18 protein-coding genes are annotated in these 24,691 nt (G+C 71.0%); 6 read left to right on the top strand and 12 right to left on the bottom strand.

Translation table 11 applies throughout. The features are described 5' to 3' along the window. Nucleotides 1-83: 83 nt before the first annotated feature. On the top strand, nt 84-1,802 hold the full coding sequence (locus BKD26_RS34725) for a hypothetical protein (protein ID WP_084906511.1): 1,719 nt from the start codon (nt 84-86) through the stop codon (nt 1,800-1,802). 131 nt (nt 1,803-1,933) lie between these two features. Beyond that, a complete protein-coding gene (locus BKD26_RS34720; protein ID WP_143662753.1) occupies nt 1,934-2,302 on the top strand; it encodes a hypothetical protein in 369 nt (122 codons plus the stop codon). A gap of 81 nt (nt 2,303-2,383) precedes the next feature. On the opposite strand, the gene BKD26_RS34715 is transcribed toward BKD26_RS34720, so the two are convergent. The 3 genes from BKD26_RS34715 to BKD26_RS34705 all read right to left on the bottom strand — a co-directional run bounded on the left by BKD26_RS34715 (nt 2,384) and on the right by BKD26_RS34705 (nt 3,772). Next, complete coding sequence (locus tag BKD26_RS34715; RefSeq protein ID WP_084906506.1) at nt 2,384-2,722, bottom strand: hypothetical protein; 339 nt, start codon at nt 2,720-2,722, stop codon at nt 2,384-2,386. A 144-nt stretch (nt 2,723-2,866) separates the two neighbouring features. Then, nucleotides 2,867-3,202: a hypothetical protein gene (locus tag BKD26_RS34710; protein ID WP_143662752.1), complete on the bottom strand. Its 336-nt coding sequence runs from the start codon at nt 3,200-3,202 to the stop codon at nt 2,867-2,869. 123 nt (nt 3,203-3,325) lie between these two features. Beyond that, nucleotides 3,326-3,772: a hypothetical protein gene (locus BKD26_RS34705; RefSeq protein WP_143662751.1), complete on the bottom strand. Its 447-nt coding sequence runs from the start codon at nt 3,770-3,772 to the stop codon at nt 3,326-3,328. A gap of 346 nt (nt 3,773-4,118) precedes the next feature. On the opposite strand from BKD26_RS34705, the gene BKD26_RS34700 reads away from it, so the two are divergent. After that, complete coding sequence (locus BKD26_RS34700; protein ID WP_084906498.1) at nt 4,119-4,517, top strand: hypothetical protein; 399 nt, start codon at nt 4,119-4,121, stop codon at nt 4,515-4,517. 146 nt (nt 4,518-4,663) lie between these two features. On the opposite strand, the gene BKD26_RS34695 is transcribed toward BKD26_RS34700, so the two are convergent. The 4 genes from BKD26_RS34695 to BKD26_RS34680 form a co-directional block, all read right to left on the bottom strand. Next, entirely contained in the window at nt 4,664-5,035 is a 372-nt protein-coding gene (locus BKD26_RS34695; protein WP_084906496.1) for a hypothetical protein, read from the bottom strand. A 479-nt stretch (nt 5,036-5,514) separates the two neighbouring features. Beyond that, nucleotides 5,515-7,128: an IS1182 family transposase gene (locus BKD26_RS34690; protein ID WP_241518990.1), complete on the bottom strand. Its 1,614-nt coding sequence runs from the start codon at nt 7,126-7,128 to the stop codon at nt 5,515-5,517. 433 nt (nt 7,129-7,561) lie between these two features. Further along, nucleotides 7,562-19,171, bottom strand: coding sequence for a hypothetical protein (locus BKD26_RS34685; protein WP_084906492.1), 11,610 nt, complete (start codon nt 19,169-19,171; stop codon nt 7,562-7,564). Between the two features lie 77 nt (nt 19,172-19,248). Further along, the gene (locus tag BKD26_RS34680; RefSeq protein WP_084906490.1) at nt 19,249-19,668 is read right to left on the bottom strand and encodes a DUF6292 family protein; all 420 of its coding nucleotides are present in this window, start codon (nt 19,666-19,668) and stop codon (nt 19,249-19,251) included. Nucleotides 19,669-19,879: 211 nt separating this feature from the next. On the opposite strand from BKD26_RS34680, the gene BKD26_RS34675 reads away from it, so the two are divergent. The 3 genes from BKD26_RS34675 (at nt 19,880) to BKD26_RS34665 (ending at nt 22,446) form a co-directional block, all read left to right on the top strand. Beyond that, complete coding sequence (locus BKD26_RS34675; RefSeq protein ID WP_143662750.1) at nt 19,880-20,593, top strand: hypothetical protein; 714 nt, start codon at nt 19,880-19,882, stop codon at nt 20,591-20,593. Between the two features lie 63 nt (nt 20,594-20,656). After that, on the top strand, nt 20,657-21,532 hold the full coding sequence (locus BKD26_RS34670; protein ID WP_241518989.1) for a ParA family protein: 876 nt from the start codon (nt 20,657-20,659) through the stop codon (nt 21,530-21,532). Beyond that, nucleotides 21,532-22,446 carry a hypothetical protein gene (locus BKD26_RS34665; protein WP_084906486.1) on the top strand — a complete coding sequence of 305 codons (915 nt, stop codon included), beginning with the start codon at nt 21,532-21,534 and terminating at the stop codon, nt 22,444-22,446. Before BKD26_RS34670 ends, BKD26_RS34665 begins: the two co-directional genes overlap by 1 nt. A gap of 55 nt (nt 22,447-22,501) precedes the next feature. Here the strand turns inward: BKD26_RS34665 and BKD26_RS34660 are convergent, their stop codons facing one another. From BKD26_RS34660 to BKD26_RS34640, 5 genes are all read right to left on the bottom strand, one after another. Further along, nucleotides 22,502-22,741, bottom strand: coding sequence for a hypothetical protein (locus BKD26_RS34660; RefSeq protein ID WP_084906484.1), 240 nt, complete (start codon nt 22,739-22,741; stop codon nt 22,502-22,504). 18 nt (nt 22,742-22,759) lie between these two features. Next, on the bottom strand, nt 22,760-23,071 hold the full coding sequence (locus BKD26_RS34655) for a hypothetical protein (RefSeq protein ID WP_179166820.1): 312 nt from the start codon (nt 23,069-23,071) through the stop codon (nt 22,760-22,762). 45 nt (nt 23,072-23,116) lie between these two features. Beyond that, nucleotides 23,117-23,626, bottom strand: coding sequence for a hypothetical protein (locus BKD26_RS34650; protein ID WP_084906482.1), 510 nt, complete (start codon nt 23,624-23,626; stop codon nt 23,117-23,119). Nucleotides 23,627-23,760: 134 nt separating this feature from the next. Next, the gene (locus tag BKD26_RS34645) at nt 23,761-24,099 is read right to left on the bottom strand and encodes a hypothetical protein (RefSeq protein WP_084906479.1); all 339 of its coding nucleotides are present in this window, start codon (nt 24,097-24,099) and stop codon (nt 23,761-23,763) included. A 12-nt stretch (nt 24,100-24,111) separates the two neighbouring features. Then, entirely contained in the window at nt 24,112-24,612 is a 501-nt protein-coding gene (locus BKD26_RS34640; RefSeq protein WP_084906477.1) for a hypothetical protein, read from the bottom strand. Nucleotides 24,613-24,691: the final 79 nt, after the last annotated feature.

Below are 24,691 nucleotides of genomic sequence, written 5' to 3'. Positions count from 1 at the left end.
CGGCACGTACCCAGCAGCCCCCCACTCCTGACCGCGCCGGTCGGTGCGGCGGGAGCGCTGCGCGAGGAACAGGAAGGAAGGCCGTGGCCACCGACCACGCAGAACTCTGGAAGGCGCTGAACCCGCGTCAGCAGTTCTACCTGAAGACCATCTACGACGAGGACCAGGGCCGGGAGGCCGCGCAGCGTGAGGCGGGCGCGTCGGGCAACTGGAACCGCATTCCCGCCTCCGAATGGCGCACGATCGACGCCTACCACGAACCGGCCGTACCCGATCTGGTGGGCCGCACGGACCTGCAACTCCGTTGGCGCGGCGCGGGGCACCACGACCAGGGCACCGGTTCCACCATCAAGGTCCTGGTGTCCCACGGCCTGATCACCACCGACATGCGGCGCACCCGATTCGGGCTGATGCACCAGGTCGCCATGACCAAGCAGGGCCGGGCCCTGATGCGGTGGGTGACCAAGCCTCGCGCCGCCCGGACGAAGGTGCCGCTCAAGGAACGGGCCGCCGAGGTCCTCGGGCAGCTCTACGACGCCTCCAGAAGCCGCAAGGGATATCTGGACTGGATGCGCTCGCCCACCATCGACAAGGAACTCATCCCGCGCAGCCTGGCCCGCTCGCGCGGCGCCTACGCCGGGTTCGAGATCACCGAGGAGGGCATCTCCCACCTCACCGAGCACCACGCCGCCTACGCCGCTGCCTACCCGAAGCTGAACCTGCCCGACCCCTCCGGGTCGGTCGGCTGGCCCGAGGAGGCGGACCAGATGCTCGAAGGCCTGCGGGATGAGTGCTGGTCGCTCGCCCACGCCGCCGAGCGCGCCGGCGAGAAGGCGAAGGAAGAGAGCAAGAAGGCCGAAGGCGAGTTCAGGGAGAAGTTCTACGGGCGGACCGGGGAACTGGCTCTGGCCATGTACCGGGAGGTCTTCGAGGCCAAGAGCGGCCACGCCAAGGCCCTGGCGGACATCTACGGCCGGTACCAGGAGCAGATGCAGGTCGTCCTTGCGGAGCGGCTGCCGCAGTACACGGCCGCCACGCTCGCCGTGGTGACCGCGCTCGTGGAGGGCACCGACCCGGCAGCCGCGATCCGCACCCGGGTCGAGGGCCCGGTTTCTGCACTGCCCGCGTTCACGCCCACCGGGGTGGTCGCGGTCGACGTGGAGGCCGAGCGGCTGCACGAGGAATGCTTGCGCAAGCGCCGCCGCAAGGCGGCCACCACCCGCAGGGGCACGGCGAAGGCGGCCACCGGGCTCCAGGCCGACGCGGTCCCCACCCCGGTGCGCGGCACCGATCTGGAACACCCCTGGGCACTCGCCATGCACCTGCACAAGGCACTGCGGGACGGCTACCTGTACCGGCTGCTCACCGCGCCTCCCGAGGAGACACAGCCGCGCAAGCGGCGCCCGGCCGGGCTGCTCGACAAGCCCGCACTTCGGCTGCTCGCCGCTCTCGTCACGGCCGAGAGCCCCCACCGGTACCACCACGCCCGCAAGGAGGTCGAACGCTACGGCCGCGCCACCGAGGAGGAATTGGCGGCGATTCCGCGCGGGCTGATGGCGTACGAGATCAAGCAAGTAACCCGCAGCACGAAGGCGCCCGAGCTTCTCGTGGGCCGGAGCCTCGCCGAGTACACGAACCTGGTCCGGTTCGACGGCTTCGGGCACTACGGGGACAACTGGCCGCTGCTGCACGTCACCCAGGCCGGGCGGGACCATCTCGATGAACACCGTGCGGCGTACGCCGAGTTCCACCCCGACATCGCCCTTCCCGCCCCGGCGGGCCCGGCCGTCAAGAACGGCTGACGTCGCCCCATCTCCTCCTGCGGCCCGTCCGCCCCGCCGCTCCCGGCGACGGCGCACGGGCCGCGGTGCCGTGCCCGCCCACGACCCGCTTCCGGCCACAGTGCCGCAGGCGGTCGGGCATGCTGGGCTCCGTGGCACACACCGATGACCCGGAAACCTCGAAGACCTCCGAGCCCGCATGGGGCACGCCCGAATACCATCTGCGCGGGCTCAAGCGCGTCGTCTCCACCATCAGCAACGACACCCCAGGCGCTGCGGCGTTCCTCTCGGCGACGGTGGCGTTCACCGGGGATGGGGACCAGGTGAAGGAGGCCGACGTCTTCCAGAAGGCCGCCGACTACTTCCGCCAGCACCCCGAGCTGGCCGTGCACGCGGCGAACTGGACGACGTTCCTCAACGAGAACGGGCTGGTCCGCTACCAGCTAGAGCTGTCCGTTGCGCCCCCTGCGTACATCGACCCCGAACACGCCCGCGATCTCTACCCCCGCGCCGAACAGTAGCCACGGCGGTCAACCACGGGCGCGCGGACCGGCTCAGAAGCCGTTGTGCATCTACCGTGAGTACCGGGCCCAGCGGGGGTTCTACCGCTCGCGCAACTCGTACGGGCTGATCTCCTCGTACCGGTCGTCGGACTCATCCCGGCCGAAGCCTTCTTCCCAACGCTCCGGCCAGTTCGCCGGGCCGCCGACCCGGAACCGATCATCTGCCCATCGAGGTTCCCCCACGCAGAAGGCGTGCACCTGGGGCTGGTCGTCGCTGCTCCGGCGGACGAACTCCTCGTCGTAGATGAGGAAGTGGCCCATGTCGTCGCGGTCCTCGCGAACCTCTTCCGGCAGCGTGACCACGCGAGTCACCTTGTCGTCGTCAACATCGACCTCGACCATCACCGGCACCACATACCGGACCCACCGCTTCGCCACCGTTCCGCCCCTTCTGCCAGGTCATCCGGCTGCAAGCTATCGGGGGGAGTCCCACCAGAGGGAGCAGTACCCAAAGCATCACTCTCAGCTACTCGTCACTTCGCCGCAGCTTCGGGAGTACAGGGCCGTGACGGAGCGCCTTCGTCAGGGCACCCTCTTGGCGTGGCTCTCCAGATAGTTCACGTGCCACTGGTAGGACGTGCGGCAGGCACGCGCGGAGCGGTAGCGCCGGGCCGATACCACGATGCTGACCCCGAGGAGCATGATGCTCGCGGTCAGCATGCCTCGGACCGCGAGAGGCTGCGCCGACAGCGCGACGGCCAATCCGCATAGCACCGCGAGGGCCACATTGATGACTATGAAGACCCTGGCCTGCCTGACGCGCCGCTTCTCACCCAGGAGACAGCCGCGCATCCGGGCTAGCTCACCAGCACCCAAGTCGGCGGCATCGTTGCTCCCCTCCCGGCTCTGTTCAGACACTCTTCCCCCCCTCACGCTACGTGACGATCAATCGTAGAAGCACAACAGCTTCTCAGCGGCAGCTCACGGTGAAGGCCTCCGGGAGGCGTCCCCGGAGGCCTTCACCGTACGTACGCGCGAGACTCAGAGAACATCGCCCGCCGCGCGGAGCCGTCCGGCTTCCGCGAGGGCCTGGTGCAGCGCGGCAGAGAGCGGGTCGGCCTCTTCCCCGGCTACGTCGGCCTGCTGCGCTGCGCGGCGGAGCCGGTCCTCCAGGAGCGCGCCCCGCAGCGCCGCGGAGGCACCGACGGGCATCGTGTCGGTGAACGCGACGACCATGCCGTAGAAGCCGTGCATCAGATCGTCCAGGCACTTCTCCCTGTCCAGATCCCCCGGGCTGCTCATGACGCTGCGAGCGAGGATCTCGGCGGCGGCGAGCAGTCGCCCGGCCGCGATGGCGGGCCGCTCGATGGCGCCGCCCCCGTCGGGGTCGATGTGAAGCGCCCGCAGCGCATCGCTGATCTTCACGACAGCGTCAGGCGGTTCGGGAGCCTCGTCGGCCTCGTCGAGGGGGCGTTCCTGGTAAGTCATGGGCGGCAGCGTAGCGGCCCCGTTCCGGCCGGCGCCGGGAGTCAACGGACGAGGGCCGCTCTTGGAATACTGGCGGGCATGTCCGGCATCACCGACCACCCGAGCCCCGCGCCGACCACGCAGGACGTCGCTTTCGCCGAGCGTCTCGTCGCCCTCGCCGGAGAGGCCCTGTCCGGGCCGACCGCGCAGGTGGCCGACCAGCTCCGCGCCCACAGCGCGCACATCGCCCTGCTGGACCGTCAGGGCCCCGTCGTGGGGGCGGTGCTGAGCATGTGCCGGGCGGCGGCAGAACGCTGGCAGGCAGGCGGCTACGGGCACTTCAGCGTCGCGCGGCGGCGACCAGTGGGTGCGGGCCGACCGCATCGTGGGCGTCCGGCTGGAGCCATCCGCCGGGACCGCGCTCGGCGGCCGGTGGGCCGAAGCCCCGAGTCAGCGGCTCCTGGTGTGCACGACGCTGCCCGCCGAGGAGGACAGCGGCAAGGGCGTGTGGCAGGAGGCCGCCGTGTGCGCGCAGGAGCGCGGCGAGATAGTCGCCGGGACGCTGCTGGACGCCATGAACACCACCAAGGCGCCGGCGGGGAGCCCGCGGTACGTGTACCCGGCCCGCACGACGGAGGGGCGGGTCTCGCACTGGCAGGCCAGCACGACCCTGCCGCAGGGGCCCGCGCTCACCGGCGACCCCAAGGCCGTGCCCGCCATCAGCGGTACGCCCCTCGCGCCACCCAGGGCGCTGCGCGGCGCCTGAACTTATCTCGGGTGCCGATTGAGCGTCAGGTATGTCAGGCAAGTACCCCTCAGACCCCCGTGCCTGACGGATATCCGATGGGTTGTCAGGCACGTTCGGCACGTACGTGAAGGTGACGTGATCGAGTCACTCCGGGGTGGTGTCGGTCATGGGTGGGCGGGGGCGCCGAGCGCCTGTTGAAGGGAGGTGAGGGCCTGGCGCACGCGCTCTTGCCCGTCGGCGGCCCCGGCCTGCCGGGCGTCGTGGGCGTCGGCGAGATCGCGGACGAGGGTGACCGCGTCGGCGAAGTCGATGCCCCGCGCGACGAGTTCGGTGAGGATGTACGGCGTCCGGTCCTGGAGGGGGCGGGGGTCGGGGACGCTGTAGCCGTCCGGGTCGGGCCAGGGGCGGCCGCCCCGTGCCGCGACCGTCTCGGCCGCGTGGGCGGAGATCAGGCCCGCGAGCTGGCCGGCCCCGCACGAGTGCAGCAGGGCAGCGAACCGTTCATGTGCTTGTGGGGTCTCCGTCGGCTCTCTCACCCTGTGGTTCCTCTCCGTGGTCTATGCCGCCCATCCTGCCGGACCCCTCCGACACCGGCCCCCCTCGTTCCCTCTGGCGGCACCGCGGGAAGCTCTTGCTGGACATCTCGCGCCCCGTACCCGTGCGCGTTGCCGTCCTCCTGGCCCTGCCAGTCAGACGCTCGGCGGTACCACCAACCGGGCCTCCCTGTTGCTGCTGGCTCAAGACCGGCCACCGAGGCGCCTCGCCCGGCAGCGGCGCTACCCGACGAGGCGCCGGTCCGCCCCAGTCGAACGGACGTCCAGAAGGTGGTTCGGTCGAACCACCTTCTGGACGTATGGCCGTGTCTCGAACAGGGAAACCCTGAAACGGGTTCGGCCGAACCGTTTCCGAAGTTCCTACTTGCCGAACTTACCTGCCCCAGGGCCACCTTGGCGGACCTGTGTAAAGCGCTTCGAGCCTTAGCTTGACTCTGTCGGGGATCTTGGTGCCGCCGAGGTCAGCTGCCCAGGGTTCGCCAGGATTTCGGCCGGGGTATCTCGCGCTGGTCGAGGTAGTTCTGGAAGGCAGTCGGTCGGCGGGGCGTGGGGGCTTCTTCGGTTGGTGGCAGTCCGCTGAGGCGCTCGATGTTGACGGCGATGGCCGTCAGGACGTGCTGGATGTGGGCCTTTCCCTGTCCTCGGTAGCGGCAGCGTCGCATGCCATATCCGTGGGCAAACTCGTTAACCGTGCCCTCCACTCCGGAGCGGACCGCGTAGCGGGCCTTCCATTCGGGTGTCTGTTGCTCGGTGCGGACGCGAAGTTGCAGGTCGCGGAGTTCTCGTGGGGGAAAGCCCACGGTGCGGGTGCTTTCGCGGGAGGTGGTGCATTGGGTGCGCGCCGGGCAGGGCTGGCACTGGCTTTTGGTGAACCTGGCCACGATCAGCGGGGCCGCTGTGGGTGAGGAGGTCGGGTAGGGGCCGTGCCAGCCCTGGCTGACCTGGCCCTGGGGGCAGGTGACCTGCTGACGGTCGTAGTCGATGTGGAAGTCGTCCCGGGCGAAGCCCTCGTTGCGGCGGTGCTGACGGGTGGGGTTACTCCGCAGTGGTCCAGAGACGGTGACCTGGTGTTCACGGGTGGCTTGTTCCAGGTGGGGCAGGGAGGTGTAGCCAGCGTCGACCAGGTGCTCGGCGGGCAGGAGTCCGCGGCGGGAGAGGCGGGTGTGGATGCCGGGCAGGACCTTGCTGTCGTGGGTGGTGGCCGCGGTGGTGGCCACGTCCGTGATCACGTTGGGGCCGTCGGGAGCACAGGTCTCGGTCAGGTGAGCGGAGAACCCCTTCCAGCTGATGATGTGTCCGTGCCGTGCGTAGCGGGCCGAGGTGTCGTAGGGAGAGACGACCGCCCGGGACGAGGGCGGCAGCCCGGGTCCGCCTTCCTTCTCGGCGGTGCGCCAGCGCAGGTGTCCTGCGGCGTCACGGTGGTAGTTCTGCACCATGATCTGGCGCAGGGCCTGGATACGAGGACCGGACGCGCGGTCTGCTCCGTGCCGGTAGAGGTGTTCCAGGAGCCGGACGGCGTCGTTTCCAGTGGCAAGGATCCTGGTCTTGGGCTTGGTGGGGTTCTTGCCCAGGCGGACCGGTCGGCCGTAGCGGCGCCCCCAGTCCTCATCGACCAGCTCGTCCAGCAGGTGAGGGGAGGTGCCGGCGACCTCTTCCAGTGCGGCGCGGACCGCCTCGGTGATCAGCTCCAGGCGGGTCAGGTCACGCACCGCGGCCAGGACATGGGTGGAGTCGGTGCGCTGGGTGGTGCGCTCGTGCACCAGGCCGGCCTCCTTGAGGCGAGCTAGCGCGAGGTCGAGGAGGCGGTCAGCACGGTCGCCTTCGGCGAGACGATCGCGGAAATCGGCCAGCACGCTGTGATGGAACCCGGGGTCATCCAGCTCCATGGCCATCGCGTACTTGAAGTCGATGCGGCAGCGGACCGCCTCGGCGGCCTGCCGGTCCGACAGGCCGAGCAGGAACTGCAGCACACAGACGGTAGCCAGTTGAGCAGGCGAGAGACCCGGACGCCCGTCACGCGGGTACCAGTCGGCGAAGTCCTCGTCATGCCACAGCCCGTCCAGCCGGTCTCTCACCCATATCGCCGTCGTGCCGCCCGGGTTGCTCGCCCGCGCGACCTGCGCAGTCAGAGACGGGACCTGCTCACCGGAACGTGGACGGAGGGACAACGGGCACCTCGACAACTGCATCGGTCATCGGAACTACCCGAGCATGCCCGTTGACCATGCTGCCGCACCGCGAAACTCCAAGATCCCCGACAGAGTCAAGCTTAGATAATCCCTGAACCCAGTGGGGCCCGGCACCAGCAGTTCTCACGCTGCTGGTGCCGGGCCCCACGACGTTCCGCACCATGCCGACGAGCCCCGCCACGAGGGTCTTTGGGAACCAGCGAGGCGGGTTATCTGGCCAGATAGACCACCACACGGGGCCGGGCGGGAGCCGGGGCGCCTCGCGGGTGCCCCGGCTCCATCTCCTAACCGTTCCAATTGGAACGGTTCCCGTGACTGGTCAGCGTTGGGTGGGCTTGCGCGCCGGCGGCTTCTCGGCACCGCCTCGGCGGAGGTGCCCGGCCTGCTCGGCGCTGCCGCCCCCGGGCGCGGGCTTCTTCCCTCGCTTCGTGGTGGTCGACCGGCCCCGTGCGGCGGCCGTGGACACTCCGCGCTTGTCCCCGGGCATCGGCCGGTTCAGGGCCTCCCCCATCTTGCGCATCGCCGGGATGTCCACCGGGTCGGCCACGCCGTTCGCGGACGGCGGGGTACCGCCACCACCCGCACGCCGCGGTCCCCGATACTCGAGGGCCGCGTCTCCCAGCCGCAGCAGCGCCTCCGCGCTCGGCGGCTCCTCGCGCCGGTCCATACCACGGTCGTCGGGGCGGCGCAGCTTGTCGGCGGCGGCCTGCGCCCACCCGGCAACCTTCTCGCACGCGGTGATCGAGACCCGGCGCACGAAGTCGGCGACGCGGCTGTCGGTCATGAGCTTGCCGAAGTGCTCGCCCGCCCGCTCCTTCATGACGTGCATCAGGTGGCCGAAGGCCCCCCGCACGCTCTGGATGCGCTGCCACTCCGGCAGGTCCTGGAGCGCGGGCGCGTGAGCGTCTGCCTCCCGCAGCGCCGTGTTGACCGCGTCCGCCGACTGCTGCGGGTCACGGTCCGGCGCCTTCTCCGGTTCGGCAGGCGTCGCGGCCGCCGGGGTGGCGGGGTCGGGCTGCTTCGCCTCGGTGGCCGGCGCCGGTGTCGGCGCGGGGGCGGGCTGCGGCTCGGCGGGCGGGTTCAGCTTGGCCACGGCCTCGGCGAACAGCGCCTCCAGCCGCTGGAGTTCGTCCTCCACGGTGGCGAACAGGTCCGCGCCCGTGCCCTTGTCGGCGGGCACGTGTTCGTCCCACGCCTCTTGGACGGCCGCGAAGTCGGCGACGACGTCGAGCGGGCGGTCCCCCTCCGGGCCGGAGGCCTCCGTCGGGCCGGTCCACAGCGGCAGGTCGGCTTCCGGCTCCGCGGGTTCGGCGGGCCCGGTGCGTTCGACGCGGCCCTCTCGCTGCGTGATGTCGGCCGTTGCCTGTTCCTCGCCCGGTTCGGTGGCGCCGTCCGGGCCGGGGGTCGCCGGGCTCTCGGGGGTGGCGGGGCGGGCGGGCGTGGCCATCTCGGTGTCCTCCGGGGCGTCGGGGAGCGGGGCGGGCTGGTCGGTCGCGTCGGGCGCCGGGGCCGGTTCCGGCTGAGGGGCCGGGGTGTCCTGCGCGGCGGGCTGCGCTGTCTCGGCGGCCGCCGGGTCCGGAGCGGGCTCCGGTGTCGGCGTGGCGGCTGCGGCTTCCTGCTCCCGAGCGGCGGCGCGGTCGGCCTGCACCGCGTCCAGGGTGGCCTGGAGGCGCCCGTGCAGGCGTGTGGTCTCATGCAGCAGGTTCAGGAGCGGGAACGCGAGGTGCTGCCGCTCATCGAGGGCGGGGTCTACAGGTAGGGCGCCGCCCCACGCGTTGACCGCGTCCTGGACCGCGGTGAGGTTCGCGGCCATCTGCCGGGAGTCGTGGTTGTCGACGTCGGCCGCTCCCAGGCTCCGGAGCTGGGCGCTCAGGGCCGGGAACTGTGGGTTCTGCGGGTAGTTCGGGTTCGCTCGCGCGGCCGCCACGGTGATGGTGCGCAGGTGCTGCTCGGCGGCGGTACGCAGTTCGACGCGCAGCACGTCCGCTCGCGACTGCGGTCCCCGGACGTTGACGGCGACCGGCGGGTCGCCGTACGGCTCTCCGGTGACGACTGCGAACATCACCGCGCCCTGACGTGCGGCATCCATCGGTGAGCCGTTGAGTTCGGTGACGTCGGCGGGCATGCCGTCGACCGCGAGTCGGGCGAACCACCGCCCGGAGGCGGACAGGCGCACAGCGGCGACGGTGGCCTCGCCGTACAGCAGCTCGCCATCGCGGGGGCCTTCGCCCTCCACCATGGTCAGCCGGAGCCGGTAGCGAGCGTCGGCGGCGAGCGGGAACGTCTCGGTGAAGGTCCGGGGCGCGGGCGGGTCTTCGACGTCCACGGCCGGCGCGGCGTCCTCTGCGGGTGCCTCCGCAGGGACGTCCTCCGTGGGCGGATCGGCGACCGGGGCGACGTCCGGCGCGACGACGGTGGGTTCCGGCTCGCCTGCCACTGCTTCCTCCTGCTCGGGCTGGTCTGGTTCCTCGGTCGCCGCGACCTCCGGCGCGGGAGCGTCGTCCGGCGCAGCCGTCTCGGCGACGGGCGCGTCGACCGGAGCGTCCTCGGGCTCAGGCTCGGGGCCCGGAGCGGGCTGTACGGGTTCCTGCTGCACCGTTGCCGGGGCTGCGGTCGCCGTGGCCGCCCGCTCCGTCCGGGCTTCGCGTACGCGCTGGCGGGCCCACTCCAGTACGCCCTCCCATTGCGGATGGCGCGTGCTCGTGTCCCCGGGGCCCGTCACCTCCAGGCGGTGACCGTCCTGGCCCGGCAGTCCCTGCTGGTAGACCATCTCCACCGTGAAGTCGGTGTCACCGATGCGGAGGTCCCAGAGCGGGCCGTGCTCCAGCGGGGCCCGGTTCCGGCGGGGCCCCGTCGAGCGGGCGGTGACGGACTCGCCCTCGGGGATGCCGAGTTCCTTCAGGTCCTGGCCGTACGAGAAGTAGACCCAGTCGTCGCTGTCGGTGGGGTGGGTCTCGGCCGTACGGCCCAGCGCAGCCCGTTCGGTGAGTTCCTGGATGGTGCCGACGGAGACGCCGGTGCCCACGGACACGCCGGACAGGTCGCGCATCACGAAGCCCCGGTATCCGCTCTCGGTCTCCTTCGCGGTGCGGTAGCGCTGGCCGGTCGGCCGGTGGACGCTGGTCCACTCGTTCTCTGCGGTGCGCCGGTAGACGACTTCGTCGTCCTCCGGGTGGGGCCGGGGCTGGATGCGCACACCGTCGCGCCGGGCCTCGGCGACATCGGCGAGGCTCCGGTACTGCTGGTAGGGCAGCCCCAAGGTCAGCTCAACGCAGGGGCCGCACTCGGCAGCCATCTCTGCGTGGTCTGGGGCCATCCAGTGCAGCACCACGGTGTAGCGGTCGGTGTCGGTGGCTCCGCAGCGCTCGCACTCGCCGTGGTCGGCGTGTCCGTACACACCGAGCCGCCCGTCGGGGGCTTCCTCGGTGCCCGGTGAGACGGCGGGCTCCGGCTCGCGCCGACCGCGCCGGCGCCCGGGACGCTGGGCGGGGGCCGGAGCGGGGGCCGCCTCGCCGAAGAGGTCGAGCTGCCCTTCCTCCTCGTCCGCGTCGCCCGCCGCCTCCGACTCCGGGACGTCGGCGGCCGGCGCGGGATCGGGCGCCGGGGTCTCGGGGGCGGCATCACGCAGCCAGGCCTGCGCCGCCGCCTGCTGCACGCCGTCCGTGTCCCCGGGGTCCAGTGTTTCGGCGGCAGACCGTACGGCGGCCTCCGAGTCGATGTACGCCAGGCACTCGTCACGGGTGCCGCTGAAGATGGACTCGCTGAACGAGTACGAGCGGGTCTGGCGGTTGAGGTGGAACCGGATCGTCTCTGGCTCGCCGGGTCGCATGCTCCCGTGCATCCAGTACCGGATGTCCGCTGCTCCGGTCAGCTCGACCCTGGCGAGTTGGGAGAGGTCGTCAGCCGCAGGTGCCGCGTCGTCCGTGTCCGTGTCGGGCGGTGTCTCCTGCGGGGCGGGCGCGTTGTCCCCGCCGAACAGGCCAAGTTGCTGCTCCGGGGCGGCAGGGTCGGGTGTCGGCTCCGGGTCCGTGGCACCGGGCTGCGGGTCGGTGCCGGTGAAGAGGCCGTCGACTGCTTCCTGGAACAGCTCCTCTCGGGACTTCTCCTCGTCAGCGTCGGGCGCGGGGGCAGGGGCCGGTTCCTGCTCCGTCGCGCGAAGCTGCGCGTAGAGAGAGCCTGCCAGTTCGGCGTACAGGCCGTTGCGGTCGCCGACGGCTTCGTCGCCTCCACGGAAGTAGACGCGGACCCAGTCGGGCATGTCGCCTGGCGGGACGTCCGCCCACTCCTCGGTTGCCCAGTCGTCCACCCAGTCGGTCAGCCAGGAGGTGAAGTTGTCCAGGTCGTTGGCGCGGGCAGCCTGCGCGACCCGCGGGGCGGCCAGCGCCGCGGCGGTCATGGCCTCCAGGGCGGCCCCGCGCAGAGCCGGGTCGGTCAGGGCGGGCTGGTTACTGTCGACGTCCGGCGCGGGCGCCGGCGGCGCCGCGGGCGGTTCCGGGGCGACCGGAGCGGGGTCGACCGGACCCTGCTCCTCGGCGGCGGCCGCGGGGGCGGTCTCGTTCGAGGTGGACGCGGATTCGTCCGCCTGCCCCTCGGTGTCCGGCTCCTGCGGAGCGGCGGCGGGTTCGGTCTCCTCCGCGGCAGGGGCGGGGGCGTCCTCGGCGGCCGCGGCCTGTTCTGCGGTCAGGGCCGCGATGGTGGCCTGCGAGCGGGCGGCGAGGAGGTGGGCCGCCTCGTACACGCCCTGGAGGGGGTCGAGGAGGTCATCGTCAACGACGACCTCCAGTTCCTGGCACCAGGCGGCCACGCCGTAGACCCGGCGGACGATTTCCTGCGGGCCGCCGGGGACGGGCTCGCGCAGCGCCAACCGGGCCCGGTGGTAGGCGATGTGCAGCTCGGCGATGGGGTTGTCCGGGGTGCCGAAGCCGTCGGGACGAGCGTCGTTGTCCTGCTGGAGGTACGCCCGGACGGTGGGGTGCTGACCCCACCGGGCGTAGGCGGCCTCCAGCGCCTGGACGTCCGCCAGGTCGTCCTGGTCGGTGAAGGGCTCGGCGTTGAAGAACTGCGGCACCTCGTCCAGGTTCGGCGCCGTCACGGCCAGCTCCGGCAGCCGCGCAGGCCGCTGGGGAGGTTCCTGACGCTCCGCCCGGCTGGTGTGCACCGCGACGGTGCGCCCGGCGGCCGCGAGGACGCGCACCGCGTCGTCCACCCGCTGCCTGCGCGTCGGCTCCTTCCAGGTGCGCGGCAGGTACCAGCCGCCGACCTTGCGGGACTCCTTGAAGCCGCCGCCGGTCCACATCGCCGCCTTCGCGGTGTCGTCCTCCGGGCTCACGCCGAAGACGAGGGTGTCGGAACCGTTGTGCAGAATCCAGACCGGGTCACGGCCCTGGTCATCGAGCGTCGGCCGGTGCACCCGGTCGCCGTAGACGACCGCGTGGTGGTTGGCCATGCGCTTGGCCACGGTGGCGCCGTCCTCGGTCCCCCGGACGGTGTCGCCCTGAACGTCGCCCAGGTAGCGGTACTTGCTGTAGCTCCACTTCGCCGTGCCGACCTCCTCGCCCACCTCGGTGTAGAGGCGGACGGTGCGGCCTTCCTCGGTGTAGTGGTAGCCCTCGGCGCCCGGGACCGGTACGGCGTCCTCGGGGAGCTGCGCGGACTCCTGCGGCGCGTTCTCCTCGGCGAGGGCGTCCTCGGCGGCGGCCGCGGGCTCCGTGGCCGTGGCGGGCGCGGCCGCCGACGGGGCGTACCGGTCGCGGGCTTCGGCGAGCTGTTCGTCGGTCGGGGGCACGGTCTCGCGCAGCGCGTCGGCCAGGGCGTCCATCGCGGTGCGGATGGCCTGGTTGCGTTCGTCGCGCCGGAAGTGGATCTCCGCGGACAGGTTCCCGTACCGCCACCACGGCTTGTACGGGTCGCGGTTGGCGGTGTTGTGCGCCACCGCGGCGTCGATCCAGGCCGGGAGTTCCTCCCACAGGATCGTGGTGGTGACGTCACCCTGTTCTACGGTCAGCCCGTCCGCGCGGGTCGACAGGTGGACGTCGCCGTCGCCGCGCAGGGCGGGCGGCAGCTCGCTGCTGGTGGAGGCATAGAAGGCGGTCGTCGGCGTCTGCTGCTGCTCGGCGATCCACTCCCGTACGCGGTCGGTGGGCATGACGCCGGGCTCCGTGCTGACCGGCTGGCCGTCGACCGCGACGGCGCTGACGAGCCCGCGCACCTGGTCGTCGCTGAGGACCGCCATGATGGCCCACCCGGCGGACTGGTGGGTGCGGGCGGGCTGCGGGCCGCCGATGTGGCCGACCATGACGCGGTCGCCGAAGGCGTCGACCAGGTCCTGCAAGAGCGCCTGCCGGTCGGCGTCGCCGGTCGGCGCCTCCGCCGGGGCCGGGGCGGGTTCGGCCGCGCCCTCGGCAGGTGCCTGCGGTGCCTCCGGGGCGGCCGGCGCGGGTTCCTGCGGTCCGGCCTGCGGCGGTGCGGAAGGTGCGTCGGACTCCTCGGGCGCCGGGGCCGGTTCCGGCTGAGGGGTCGCGGTGTCCTGCGGGGCGAGCTGCGTCTCTTCGGGTTCGGCGGCGGTCCGGGCCTGCTGCCAGGCGATCCCGGCGGCCTCGGCGACCAGCATGCTGCGCGTGGCCCGGGTCTCGGGCTCGTAGTCGAGGAAGGCGCGCAACCAGGCCGGGCGCGCTTCGGAGTCGGGGATCTGCTCGGCTTGGTCGAGGGCCCATTCCTGTGCCCAGTCGGCGAAGGCCTCGCGGAACCGGTCGCCCTCGTTGGCGTCGATCTGCGCCCAGGCGGTCACGTCGTCGTCGGCGGCCGCGGCCTCGGTCAGGGCGCGCAGGGCCTCTTGGTACTGCCCCAGGTCGGCGAGGTCGGGTGTCCGCAGGTCCACGTCCGTGCGGTCGATCACGCGGGCGCCGCCGATGATCTGGCCGTCACTGATGACGACGGCGGTGCCACCGAGCATCCCGGCCATGGCGGTGGCGTCGTGCATCGCCATCTCCGCCTCGGTCATCTCGCGGCCGCCGTCGTCGGCGGCGGCGGCGCCGGGATCGAACTGCGGGCCCGACCCGCTCTCGCGGCCGGAGGCGATGGCGGCGCCCGAGATCTGCTCCTCCAGGGCGGCCTTGCGCTCGCGGACAGCTTCCAGCTCGGTGTGCTTCTCGAAGGGGCGCCCGATGTGGGACCGGGTGTCCTCCAGCGCCGCACGCTGCTTGACGACCTTCTGCTCGATCTCGACCGGGGCAGTCACCGCTTCGTCGGCGGCCTCCCCCAGCGCCTTGACGATGCGCCAGGACTGGCCCTTGCCGAACCAGCTCAGGTTCAGGCGGACGTCGACCTGGTGGCCTCCTCCGACCAGGTGCGCCCACCCCTCGTACGCCATCCCGCCGAACTGTTGGCGCCGGTGCCAGGTGAAGCCGACGTTCAGGCCGCGCCAGCGGTAGCCCGCGTCCAGGTCGAGGGTGGGCTTGGAGCCCTGCGCGGTCTGCGCGAGGACGCCGGCGACGTCGTCGGGGTCGATGAGGCGGCCGTCGGCGGTGCGCCATGTGTCGTCGTCCCCGGCGGCGGTCACCGCGTCGGCCATGGCGCGCATGGCGGGCAGGGTTCGCTCCGCGTCGCTGATCTGGTCGGAGAGGACTTCGACCTTGCGCTTCATGCGGGCCTGCGCCTGCCGGTGGCCGTCGGCCTCGTTGAGGAGCATGGTCAGCTCGCCGTTGACGTCGGCCAGCTCCAGCAGCATCGGGTTGCCCGTGGCGACGGCCTTGGCCTGCCCGAAGCCCGCCCCGACAGGGTCGATCTCCTGGATGACACGGCCGACCTTGCGGCCGGACATGATCTGCACGATGGGCCGCTGCTTGCGCTCCAGTTGCTGGAACATGTAACTGTCGAAGCTGTTCAGCGCGATGTAGCGCAGGAACTCGACTTCCATATCGAGGGCGATGAGCTGGTTGCCGGGGCGGTCGAGTCGGCCCTCACGCTGCTCCCACTCGGCAGGCTTGTGCGGCGGGTCGGCGTGGTGCAGCGCGACGCCGCGGGTCTGGACGTTGACGCCCGTCCCGCCCTTCTCCGAGGACATGAACAGCACGCTGACCTTGCCCGAGCGGGCGTCCGTGAACAACTGCTCCTTGGCGAGGTCGCTGTTGTAGTCGTGGATGAAGCGGATGCGCTCGCGCGGGATGCCGGGCAGGCCTTCCTCCGGTAGACCGTCTATCAGGCCCCGGCGGATCTTGCCGTAGACCTGACTGCCGCGGTCCTTGCTCGGGGTGCCCAGGTCGCAGAAGACGAGCTGAAGGCCGCCGGAGACGTCTTCCGGGTCGCCGGGGAACTTCAGGTCCTTGGTGCGCTCGTGGATCTGAAGGACGTTCCTGATGATGGCCCCGGCCTTGCCCGGGCCGTCCGGCTCCATCCCGACCAACTCAAGGTCCAGGGCGGCTTTGCGGCCGTCCGTGATGACGTTGAGCATGTTGTCCTCGAACGGCTTGACCTTGCCCTGCTGGATCAGGTCGATGCGGTCCGAGATGCTCCCGACGTACTGGACCAGGTTCGGGGTGGCGTCGATCTCCACGAAGCGGTCGACGCGCTTGGGCCGCTTGATCTTGAACGCTTCGCGCGGCCGCAGCTCCGCGACCTCCGCGAACATGGCCAGGGCCTCGTCGGCGTTGGTGTACTCCACCGGCCGCCGCTTGAGGCGGAAGCTGACGCCGTCGACCCCGACCTCCGGCCGGGACTCGAACTGGATGAAGTTCGCCGCCCAGGCGTCGGGACTGCCGAGCCCCAGCTTCTCCAGCCGCTTGGGCATCGTGTAGTGCTTGAAGACGTACATCTCGCGCACCGAGTTCGAGATGAACGTGCCGCTGTAGAGGGCGGTGACGTTGTCCCGGCCGGTGCGCTCGCGGGTGACGATGAGCTTCAGGTCGAGGTCGGTGGCCCGCTTGGACGGCTTGCCGAGCGACATGCCCTCGGTCGTGGCCGGCAGGGCGAGGTTCTTGAACAGGTGGGCTTCGTCGATCTGGAGGAAGTCCACGCCGAGGTTCTCGTACGTGACACCGGCGTCGGTGGCCTTCGAGCGCAGGTCGGACGCGCGGGCGTCGAACCGGTCGACCATCTTGGCGATCTCTTTGATCCGCCGCTGGTTGGCGTCGTCGCCGTCGATCGCGCTCAGCGCGACGCGGTACTCGTTGGCCAGCTCCTCCAGGTAGGTGGCCTCGGTGACGGGGTGGACCCCGAGGCGGCCGAAGGAGTTGTGCGTCATCACGATCGCGTCCCAGTCGCCGGTGGCGCACCGGGCCGCGAACAGCATGCGCGAGCGGGCGTCGGCGAGGTCCTTCTTGCCCGCCATGAGGATCTTGGCGTTCGGGAACAGCTTCTTGCCGTCCCGGGAGATCTGCTCCAGCAGATGGTTCGGGACAACGATCATCGGCTTGTTGACCAGGCCGAGCTGTTTGAGCTTGACCGCCGTCATGAACATCGTGGCCGTCTTGCCGGCGCCGACCGGGTACGGGCACAGCGAGCCCTCTTCTGCGCTGAGTACGCGCTGGACGAAGTCCCACTGGTGCTCGTACGGCGTGAACTCCGGGTCCATGCCGTCGACCGTCAGGTGGGAGCCGTCGTGCTTGGGCAGGACCGTGCTGTTGAAGATGCGGTTGTAGTCGGCGGCCAGGCGGTCCGCCCGGTCGGGGTCCTCCCACGCCCAGCTCGCGAAGCGGCGCATCAGCGCCGTCATCTTCGACTCCGCGAGCATCGTCTCCTTGTCGTTGCGCACCCGCCGCGATCCGCCGTCGGGCGTGCGGAAGGTGTCGTAGACCTTCGGGGCCTGCCCGTTCAGCGCGAGGTCGAGCAGTTCGAAGGCGTTGACGCGGGCTGTTCCCCACTCGCTGGTCGCGGCCTCCGGGATCGTCATCGGCATGTCGACGTTCCACGTCGCCGTCTTGGCCACGTGGATGATGTCGACCCGGACGCCCAGCATCTCCTCGGCGAACGCGGTGACGTCCTCCACCGGAATCCACGGGGCGCCGAGCTTGGCCTTGATGTCCTCCGGCGGCAGCGGTTCGGGCTGCACCTCGCGCAGGGCGTCGGCGTGCCGCTGAAGGTCGTCGCGGCCCTGCGACAGCAGGAACTCGGCGCGCTCCAGCTTGTCCACGACCGGACCGGACAGGTACGCGCCCCGGGTCAGCAGTTCGCCGTTGTCCGGGTCGGGGAAGACCAGCTCCCCGAGCGCGCCGGGCACCTGGTCCTCTTCGATCCCCAGGAGCTGCGCGATGGTGGGGGCGTCGATCTTGTTCTTGAAGTTGAGGCAGAGCGACAGCGCCTCTTCCGGCGTCTCCGCCGACGTCGGCCGCTCGATGCGGCGGTTGACCCGGCGCAGCAGCAGCGGGGCCTTGTCCGCCTTCTGCGTCTCGTCGTCAAAGTCCTCCAGGGCGAGGACCGACACGAAGTCCGGGTCACGGCGGAACCCGCCCAGGCGCGGGTAGCGGCGGCTGACCGCCTTCTCCCCCGTCTCCTCATCGACCTGCCCCTCGGCGAGGGTGAAGCGGTTGATCGGGCCGTGCACCCGGACGTAGGCGTCGTACAGCCGGTTCACCTCGGCGCGCATCGGGTCGAGCTGCGCGTCGGGGGTGTCGTGGTCGGTCTCCGCCTCGATCAGCTTCAGCGTGGCGTCGCGCAGCGCGATGAGCTTGGGCAGTTCCTTGCCCGCGCGCTCGACCGCGACCAGCTCGCCGTCGACCACCTCGTGCGGCTTGCCGTCCACGAGGTGGAAGGAACCTTCCTTCCGGCCGTCCTCGCGGACGGGGAAGGGCAGCGTGTCCTCGGTGAACGGCTGCGCGCCGACCGCGACCCGCCAGTCCCGGCCCTCGTTGCGGGCCGCCGCGGTGATGCCGTCGAAGGCCCGACCCAGCGCGGCCCCGAGGTCCTGGCCCTCGGGGGGCTTCACGGCCAGGGTGTGCCCGTACTGCGCGGCCCGCCCCTGCTCGAACGTGCCGAGCACGTTCTCCGGGTGCTCCAGGAAGTAGTTGTTGGCGTACTGGCCGGAGACCGTCGGGACTTCGCTGACCTCCATCCAACTGTCGTCCAGCGGGCCGTCGGTGTCGCGCCGGCGGACGATGAGGATGTCGGCGAGGACGCCGGTGCCGCCCTCGGTGAGGGCGCCGTTGGGCAGCCGGATGGCGCCCAGCAGGTCGGCGTGCTTGGCGATGGCACGGCGGGCGGTGTCGTCCGCGGAGTCCATCGTGTAGCGGGAGGTCAGCAGGATGGCGACGCCGCCCGGGCGCAGGGCCTGCACCGAGCGCCAGATGAAGTAGTTGTGGATCGAGTCGGTGACCGCCTTCGGCGCGGTCTTGTCGTGGACCTGGAAGTTGCCGTACGGCACGTTGCCCAGGACGGCGTCCACGCTGTTCGACTGGAGACCGGCGTCCTGGAGCCGGGCGTTGATGATCTGCGCGTCCGGGTGCAGCAGCGCGGCAATGCCCGCGGTGGTCGGGTCGCGCTCGACACCGAACCACTCGACCGGCATCCGGTCGGGGGTGTGGTTGATGAAGGTGCCCGCGCCGCAGCCGGGTTCGAGGATGCGGCCGCCACGGAAGCCGAGATCGCGCAGGGCCGTCCAGCAGGCCTCTGCGATCCGGTCGGGGGTGTAGTAGGCGGTCGGCGTGCCCTGTTCGGCCTGCCGGTACTCGCGCGGCGTCAGCAGGCGTTGCAGCTCCTCGCCGATCTCCGCCCAGGTTCCTTCGCGGTTCTCCGCCAGGGCGGGGGCGAGCGGCCCCCAGCCGGGCCAGTGCCGCAGGGCGGCGAGGTCTCCCGGGGTGGGCGCACTCTGGTCCTCGCGCAGCCGGAGCAGGGTCTCGATCGCCGTCAGGCTCGCGCGGGCCCGCCCGATCGGCCCGAGGCGGCCCTCCGGACCGGGCTCGGGGGCAGGGGCGACCGGGGTTTCGACGGGGTTGGACATGTCGTTCTCCAAGCTGCGGGGCCCGGCGCAGCCTCAGCGCCGACGGCCCGCGGGCGGTCGGGAGGGCAGCGAGCGCGTCAGGCCGACGCGGCGAAGGCCGACAGGCGCGTCTCGAACGCCTCGTCGTCGCTCTCGGGCAGCCGCTGCGGCCCGTCCTCCCGGCTCGGGGTCAGGCCCGGGTTCGACAGCACCATGTCGACCCAGCGGGCGACCCGGGCGGGCGCGGGCACCAGGTCCTCACCCATGAACCAGTCGCTGATCCCGGCCTCGGCGGGCAGGTGGAGCACCCAGCCGTACGACTCATCCCAGACGAGTTCGAGGTCGTCGTCCTCGTCGGCGTACGGACCACTGTCCGGCACCTCCAGCGTGACGACGGCCGTGCGGACCGCGGGCGGGCGGCCGGTCACGGCGTCCCCCGCGACGCTCAGGCCGATCTCTTCGATCTCGGCGACCACGGCCTGCACGTAAGGCTGGTGATCGGTGCGGCTGTTCGTCATGCGCGCTACTCCCCCGTTGCTCCGGCGGGCGGGCACCGGCCCGTCCCGCACCGCCTGCACCGGGTACCACCCGGCCGGCGGCAGACGTACATGATCCCTACCTGACGACCATAACGACTCAGAAGCAACCGATTTAAGTTCCCACCCCGACACAAACCTCCCGCCGCAGGGTCCGCGTTCGCCACCGGAGTTATCTGGCTACATTTCCTCCATGGCGAGGGTGAGCATGAAGTTCCACGTGGCCGTGACCGAGGACGCCTTGAAGGCGCTCAACGCGCGCCGCAAGGAGGAGCGGGAACGCGAGGAAGAGTGGATCGCCGCACGCCGGAAGGAGCTAATCCCGCCCGGCATGTCGCGGCGTGCGGCCGCCGCCGTCCGCAGCAACATCCGGGCCCGGGCCGCGCGGATGCGACGGACCGGCGAGTTCGGCGGCACCCGGGACGACATCGTGACCCGGGCGGTCCGCGAGGAGCTGCGTGCCCGCGGCCTGGACCGCAAGTGGCCCAAGCCCCCGGAGGGCGAGGTCGAGGCGCCGGGCCGCCCATGGGGCACCCCGCCGAGCGCCCCCATGGGTGACGGCGGGTACACCCATCGCATGTCGGTGAACCTGCCGTACAACCTCGGCGACACCGTCCGCCGCGCCGCGTACTGGACCAGCAAGGAAGCCGTCGAAGCACTCCAGGACTGGGCCGACCGCTGGGGCGACGGGGTCGACGTCGCACTCCGGGAAGCCGAACGCGACGGCGTCCCCGCCGAACTCGCCCTCATGTCCGCCGCCGGGCGACCCTCCGCACCGCAGTCCGCGCTGGAGATCCGCGACCGCCTCCGCGCCAAGGTCCTCACCACCGGCGACCTACTCCGGGCGGCAATCGACCGGGCAGCGAGAGCGAGCCAGCCCGAAATCCCTGAGCAGGCCCGAGAGTAGAAACAATTGTTTCCAAGTCGTTCGATTCCACTCGAACGATGTTGACCTTTCCGGTATGCCGCGATGCGCACCGACACCCCGAACGTCTGGCAAGCTGTGCGCGATCCGAGTAACCGCCTTCGCGCGGTGAAATCAACGGAAGGCCTCGGAATGAGTACACCCACAGCCCTGTCAACGGCCATCGACACGGCCGCTGACGCCGTCGCCAGAACGGCGAAAGTGATCGTCGTCATCCAGCAGAAGGGCGGCGCAGGCAAGTCAACCATCGCCGTCAACACGGCCGCGTGCGCGGGCCGGTCGGCGGTGATGTCCAACGCGGACGAGTCCGCGGGCGCTCCCGTCGTCGCGGCCGGCATCGACGTCCAGGGCACCCTGGAGAAGTGGTGCGCGGGCGTACGAGAGGAGGCCCTCCCGTTCGACTTCGTCGTCACCCGAAGCAAGCTCGACATCTTGCCCAGCATCATCAACGATCCCGAGCGGCGGCGGATCATCGTCGACACGCCCGGCTTCCTGGACGTCGATCCTGATGCCGAATGGGGAGCCGACCCGCTCGGCGAGAGCCGGACAGCCGATGCGCTGCGCGAGGTACTGGAGGTCGCGGACCTGGCGATCGTCCCGATCACTCCATCAAAGATCACCTGGGATGAGTGCGAGTACACGATCGAGCGCGTACTCAAGCCGCGAGGTATCCCCTTCCTGGTCGTGATCAACATGCACGACCCCGGCAAGGACAAGTTCGAGACGCAGCTCAACAAGGTCAAGGCGTGGATTGACGAGCGGAACTATCCGCGGGTTGCAGATCCGATCCGCCGGTACACCATCCACGAGCACGCCTACGAGAACGGCACTCTGGTCACCGAGTACAAGATGTCGGGTACGGCCCTGAAAGCGCGTGAAGACTTCATGCGCGTGGCCCTGACGATGGAGCAGATGCTCTGATGGGTAAGGCGATCAACGTAGGCGGGGCTCCAGTCGCCCCCGGGCGCCCAAACAACGCGATCGAGCTGGCTCGCGCACTCGGCGACTCCGCGAAACTCCCCACGAAGCAACTCACCGACACTCCTGCGCTTATCGCGCAGGAGCAGGACATGTTGGTCAAGTGCGAGAGCGCGATCGAGAACCTGCGCTTCGCCTTCTGGGCCGCCGGCAAGGCGCTCCAGGTGGTGCGGGATGCTCGACTGTACCGGGCAGAGTTCGAGACGTTCGAGGAGTACACCCAGGCCCGGTGGGACCTCACGCCGCAGTATGCGGGCAAGCTGATTCGCACCTGGCGCGTAGCCGAAGCTCTGTTCCAGGCCAGGCCAGGGGGCGGTTTGGAAACAATTGTTTCTACGAAGCTGGGGTACGGGCACGCGTGGGCGCTGGTCCCGCTGGTCGAGAAGCACAGCGTTCAGGCGGCCGTCTACCTGTACCTGGGACTCGTGAAGGCCAAGGGTGCGAGCGTCACCGCCGCGCTCGTCCAGGGCGCCGTGGAGGCCCTGCCGGAGGAAGTCGCCGGGCACAAGGCCAAGACCGAGGAGGCGGTGATCTCCTACCTCGCCTCCCAGGAGGACGAAGCGCGCTCGGCTCCAGGGACTGACCCCGCGAAGACCGTGCGAGCCCTGTCGAAGGCTGCGCGCACCTTCGACACGGGCGCCCTCCAGGCCGCACTGGAACACGACCCGAAGCGCGCTCGCAATGCGGTGAAGTCCCTGATCGAGGTCCTGTCCTCGGTCAGTGGGGTAACGGTCACGTTCCTGGAGAGCGAGACCGACGCTGAGGACGGCGAGCTTGAAGGCGGGGTCGCCGACGTAAGCGAAGGCCCCGAGGAGAGCAGCCCGGAGACCGAAGCCGCGGACGTGTCTGCGGCGTAAGGCCCCGAACGCAAAGAAGCGGGCCCCGTCCGAGGACGGGGCCCGCTTCTTGTTGTCAGCTCAGATGCCGTGCGCAGGCCGCGGTGAACAGCTTGGTGAACGGATCGTCGCCCGGGTCTTGGAGGAGTTCCCACCAGGCGAGGGCGACCAGGTCGGCGAGTTCGTCTGCCTGGTCGGCGTCGACCGGGATCGGGGCGGCGCCGGTTCCGCAGCGGGGGTCGGCGGCGGTGAGCCAGCCGGGTAGCCCTCCGTGCGGGAAGCAGACTTGCAGCGCGGCGTACAGGTCAGTGGGCACCGCGCATCCGAGCACGCGTCAGGCCGTCCGAGGGTGCCGGACACGCGCCGTGGGCTGGACGAGGCGCCCCAGGAGCGGCACCCGGCGGGCCCACGCGCGCCAGCGGGGCGGGTGGGCGTGGCGCCAGGCGCTGCCGAAGATGCCCTCCTCGGCGGGGAGGCGCTGGCCGATCCCGCAGGAGCACTCCCAGCCGTACGGGAGCGGGGCGGAATCGTCACGGGTGGCGATGACGACGACCTTCGTGCCGTCGTGGTTCCCGTGGTGGGTGCCGATCACCCATCGCCCGGAGCGGAGGGCGGCTTCGACAGGGTTCGGTGCTTCGGTGGTCATGCGGTGCGTGTCTCCTTGATCAGGTCGGTGTCGGACGGGGTCGGGTCAGCGAGGCGAGGAGCCGAGTGCGGCGAGCGCCGCGGCGAAGGTCTCGAACGAGTGGTGCCAGCTCTGGTCGAGGCAGTAGGCGCCGTTCATCCCGTGGTCGGCCAGCTTGTAGAACCGCTCCTTGCCGCTGGCCTTGGCGAGCCGGTGGAGGAGTCCGTTGGGCACTCGGCGGTCGGCGGCGTAGTGGGTCAGGCCGGAGAGGGCGAGCGCGCCAGCGACGGCTGCGGGGTTGAGGCGGATGCCGAGGAGTCGGGAGCCTGCGACGAGGACGAGACCTTGAGTGGCGGTGTAGTTGATGACGTGTCGGGTGCACGCGGCGCGGCCGCCCTTGGTGCCGACGGTGGTCTCCTCGCCGGTGTCCTCGTGCTTGTAGGTGACGGGGGCGTCGTCGGTGGCGCCCTTGCACTGGGCGTCGAAATCGGACTGTCCCCAGTGGTCAGCGTAGTCCGCCGCCATGCGGAAGAGGGCGTAGGCGGCGGCGAAGTGGGCGGCACGGTTGCGGGTCATACTGAGGGCTTCTCCTCGGTTGCGAACTGGACGGGGAGTGCGGGGGCGGCCGTGCATCCGGCCAGAAGTCCGGCCGCTCCCGCGTCGGTGGTCAGCCGACCTTGTGCTTGACCGCTTGCGGATGGACCGTGGCGCTACGCCGCGGCGTCGGTGTCGACGTCGAACAGTCCGATCTGCATCTCCATGAGTTCCTGGCCGCGCTGGTCGTTAGCGCGGGCCCGCTCGGCGGCGAGCGCGTCTCGCCAGCAGGGCCAGCACCAGGGCCGCAGCTCCTCCAGCGGCGCGGCCGCGTTCTGCCCGTCGGTGGCGTGTGGGGTTCGCGGAGCGGCCAGCAGGGGCTTGTTCTTGCCGCTGCTCGTGGCGTTGCAGCGCTCGCCGTCGCCCGTGTGCGTCTTGCCGCAGGCGCCGTTGCAGGCGCAGCGCCCGCCGTGCTGTTCGAGGACGGTGGTCAGGACGTTCCCGGGTCGCGTCACGGTCGGTTCCCCTCAGCGGTCGAAGCGGTTGTTGGTGCGGGCGATGACGCCGCGGGTGTGGGTGTTGATCTCGGTGTTGTCCTGGATGACCGTGCCCTCGTAGTGCTGGTGGATGACGGGCGGGGCGGCCTCCGCAACCTCCTTGGTCCGGCGGACCAGGCGGCAGAGAGCGAGGACGACGACCGTGGGGCCCCCGAGGACGATGCCGCAGACGACCGGGTCGGCGTACTGGGACAGGTACATCATGATTCCGGCGGACACGCTGACCATCGACACCGATCCGGCGCCAGCAAGCATCAGGACGCTGGCATCGGTGGCGCGCTGACTCATGGGCGCCCGGCCGTCTTGCTGGACGGGCGGGGCGTAGCCGATGGCGGGCACGGGAGCCACGTCCTTGTAGGAGGTGGCGACCGGGGCGTTGGCGCTGTACCCCTCGGCGATGAGGCGGGCGGCTTCGGCCTCCGCCTCGGCTTCGCTGAGCGCGCGGCCGGCGGGGCGTTCGGGGTGGTTCACTGGGGTGGCTCCTTCGATGCGTTGGGGGAGTGGGCAGGGGACCGGCCGGTCTTGACGGAGTAGCCGGTCCCCTGCCGTT

The organism is Streptomyces sp. CB03238, assembly GCF_002099185.1.
GTDB lineage: Bacteria > Actinomycetota > Actinomycetes > Streptomycetales > Streptomycetaceae > Streptomyces.
The sequence above is the reverse complement of the archived record's forward strand: the minus strand, read 5'-3'. Positions and strand labels throughout refer to the sequence as shown.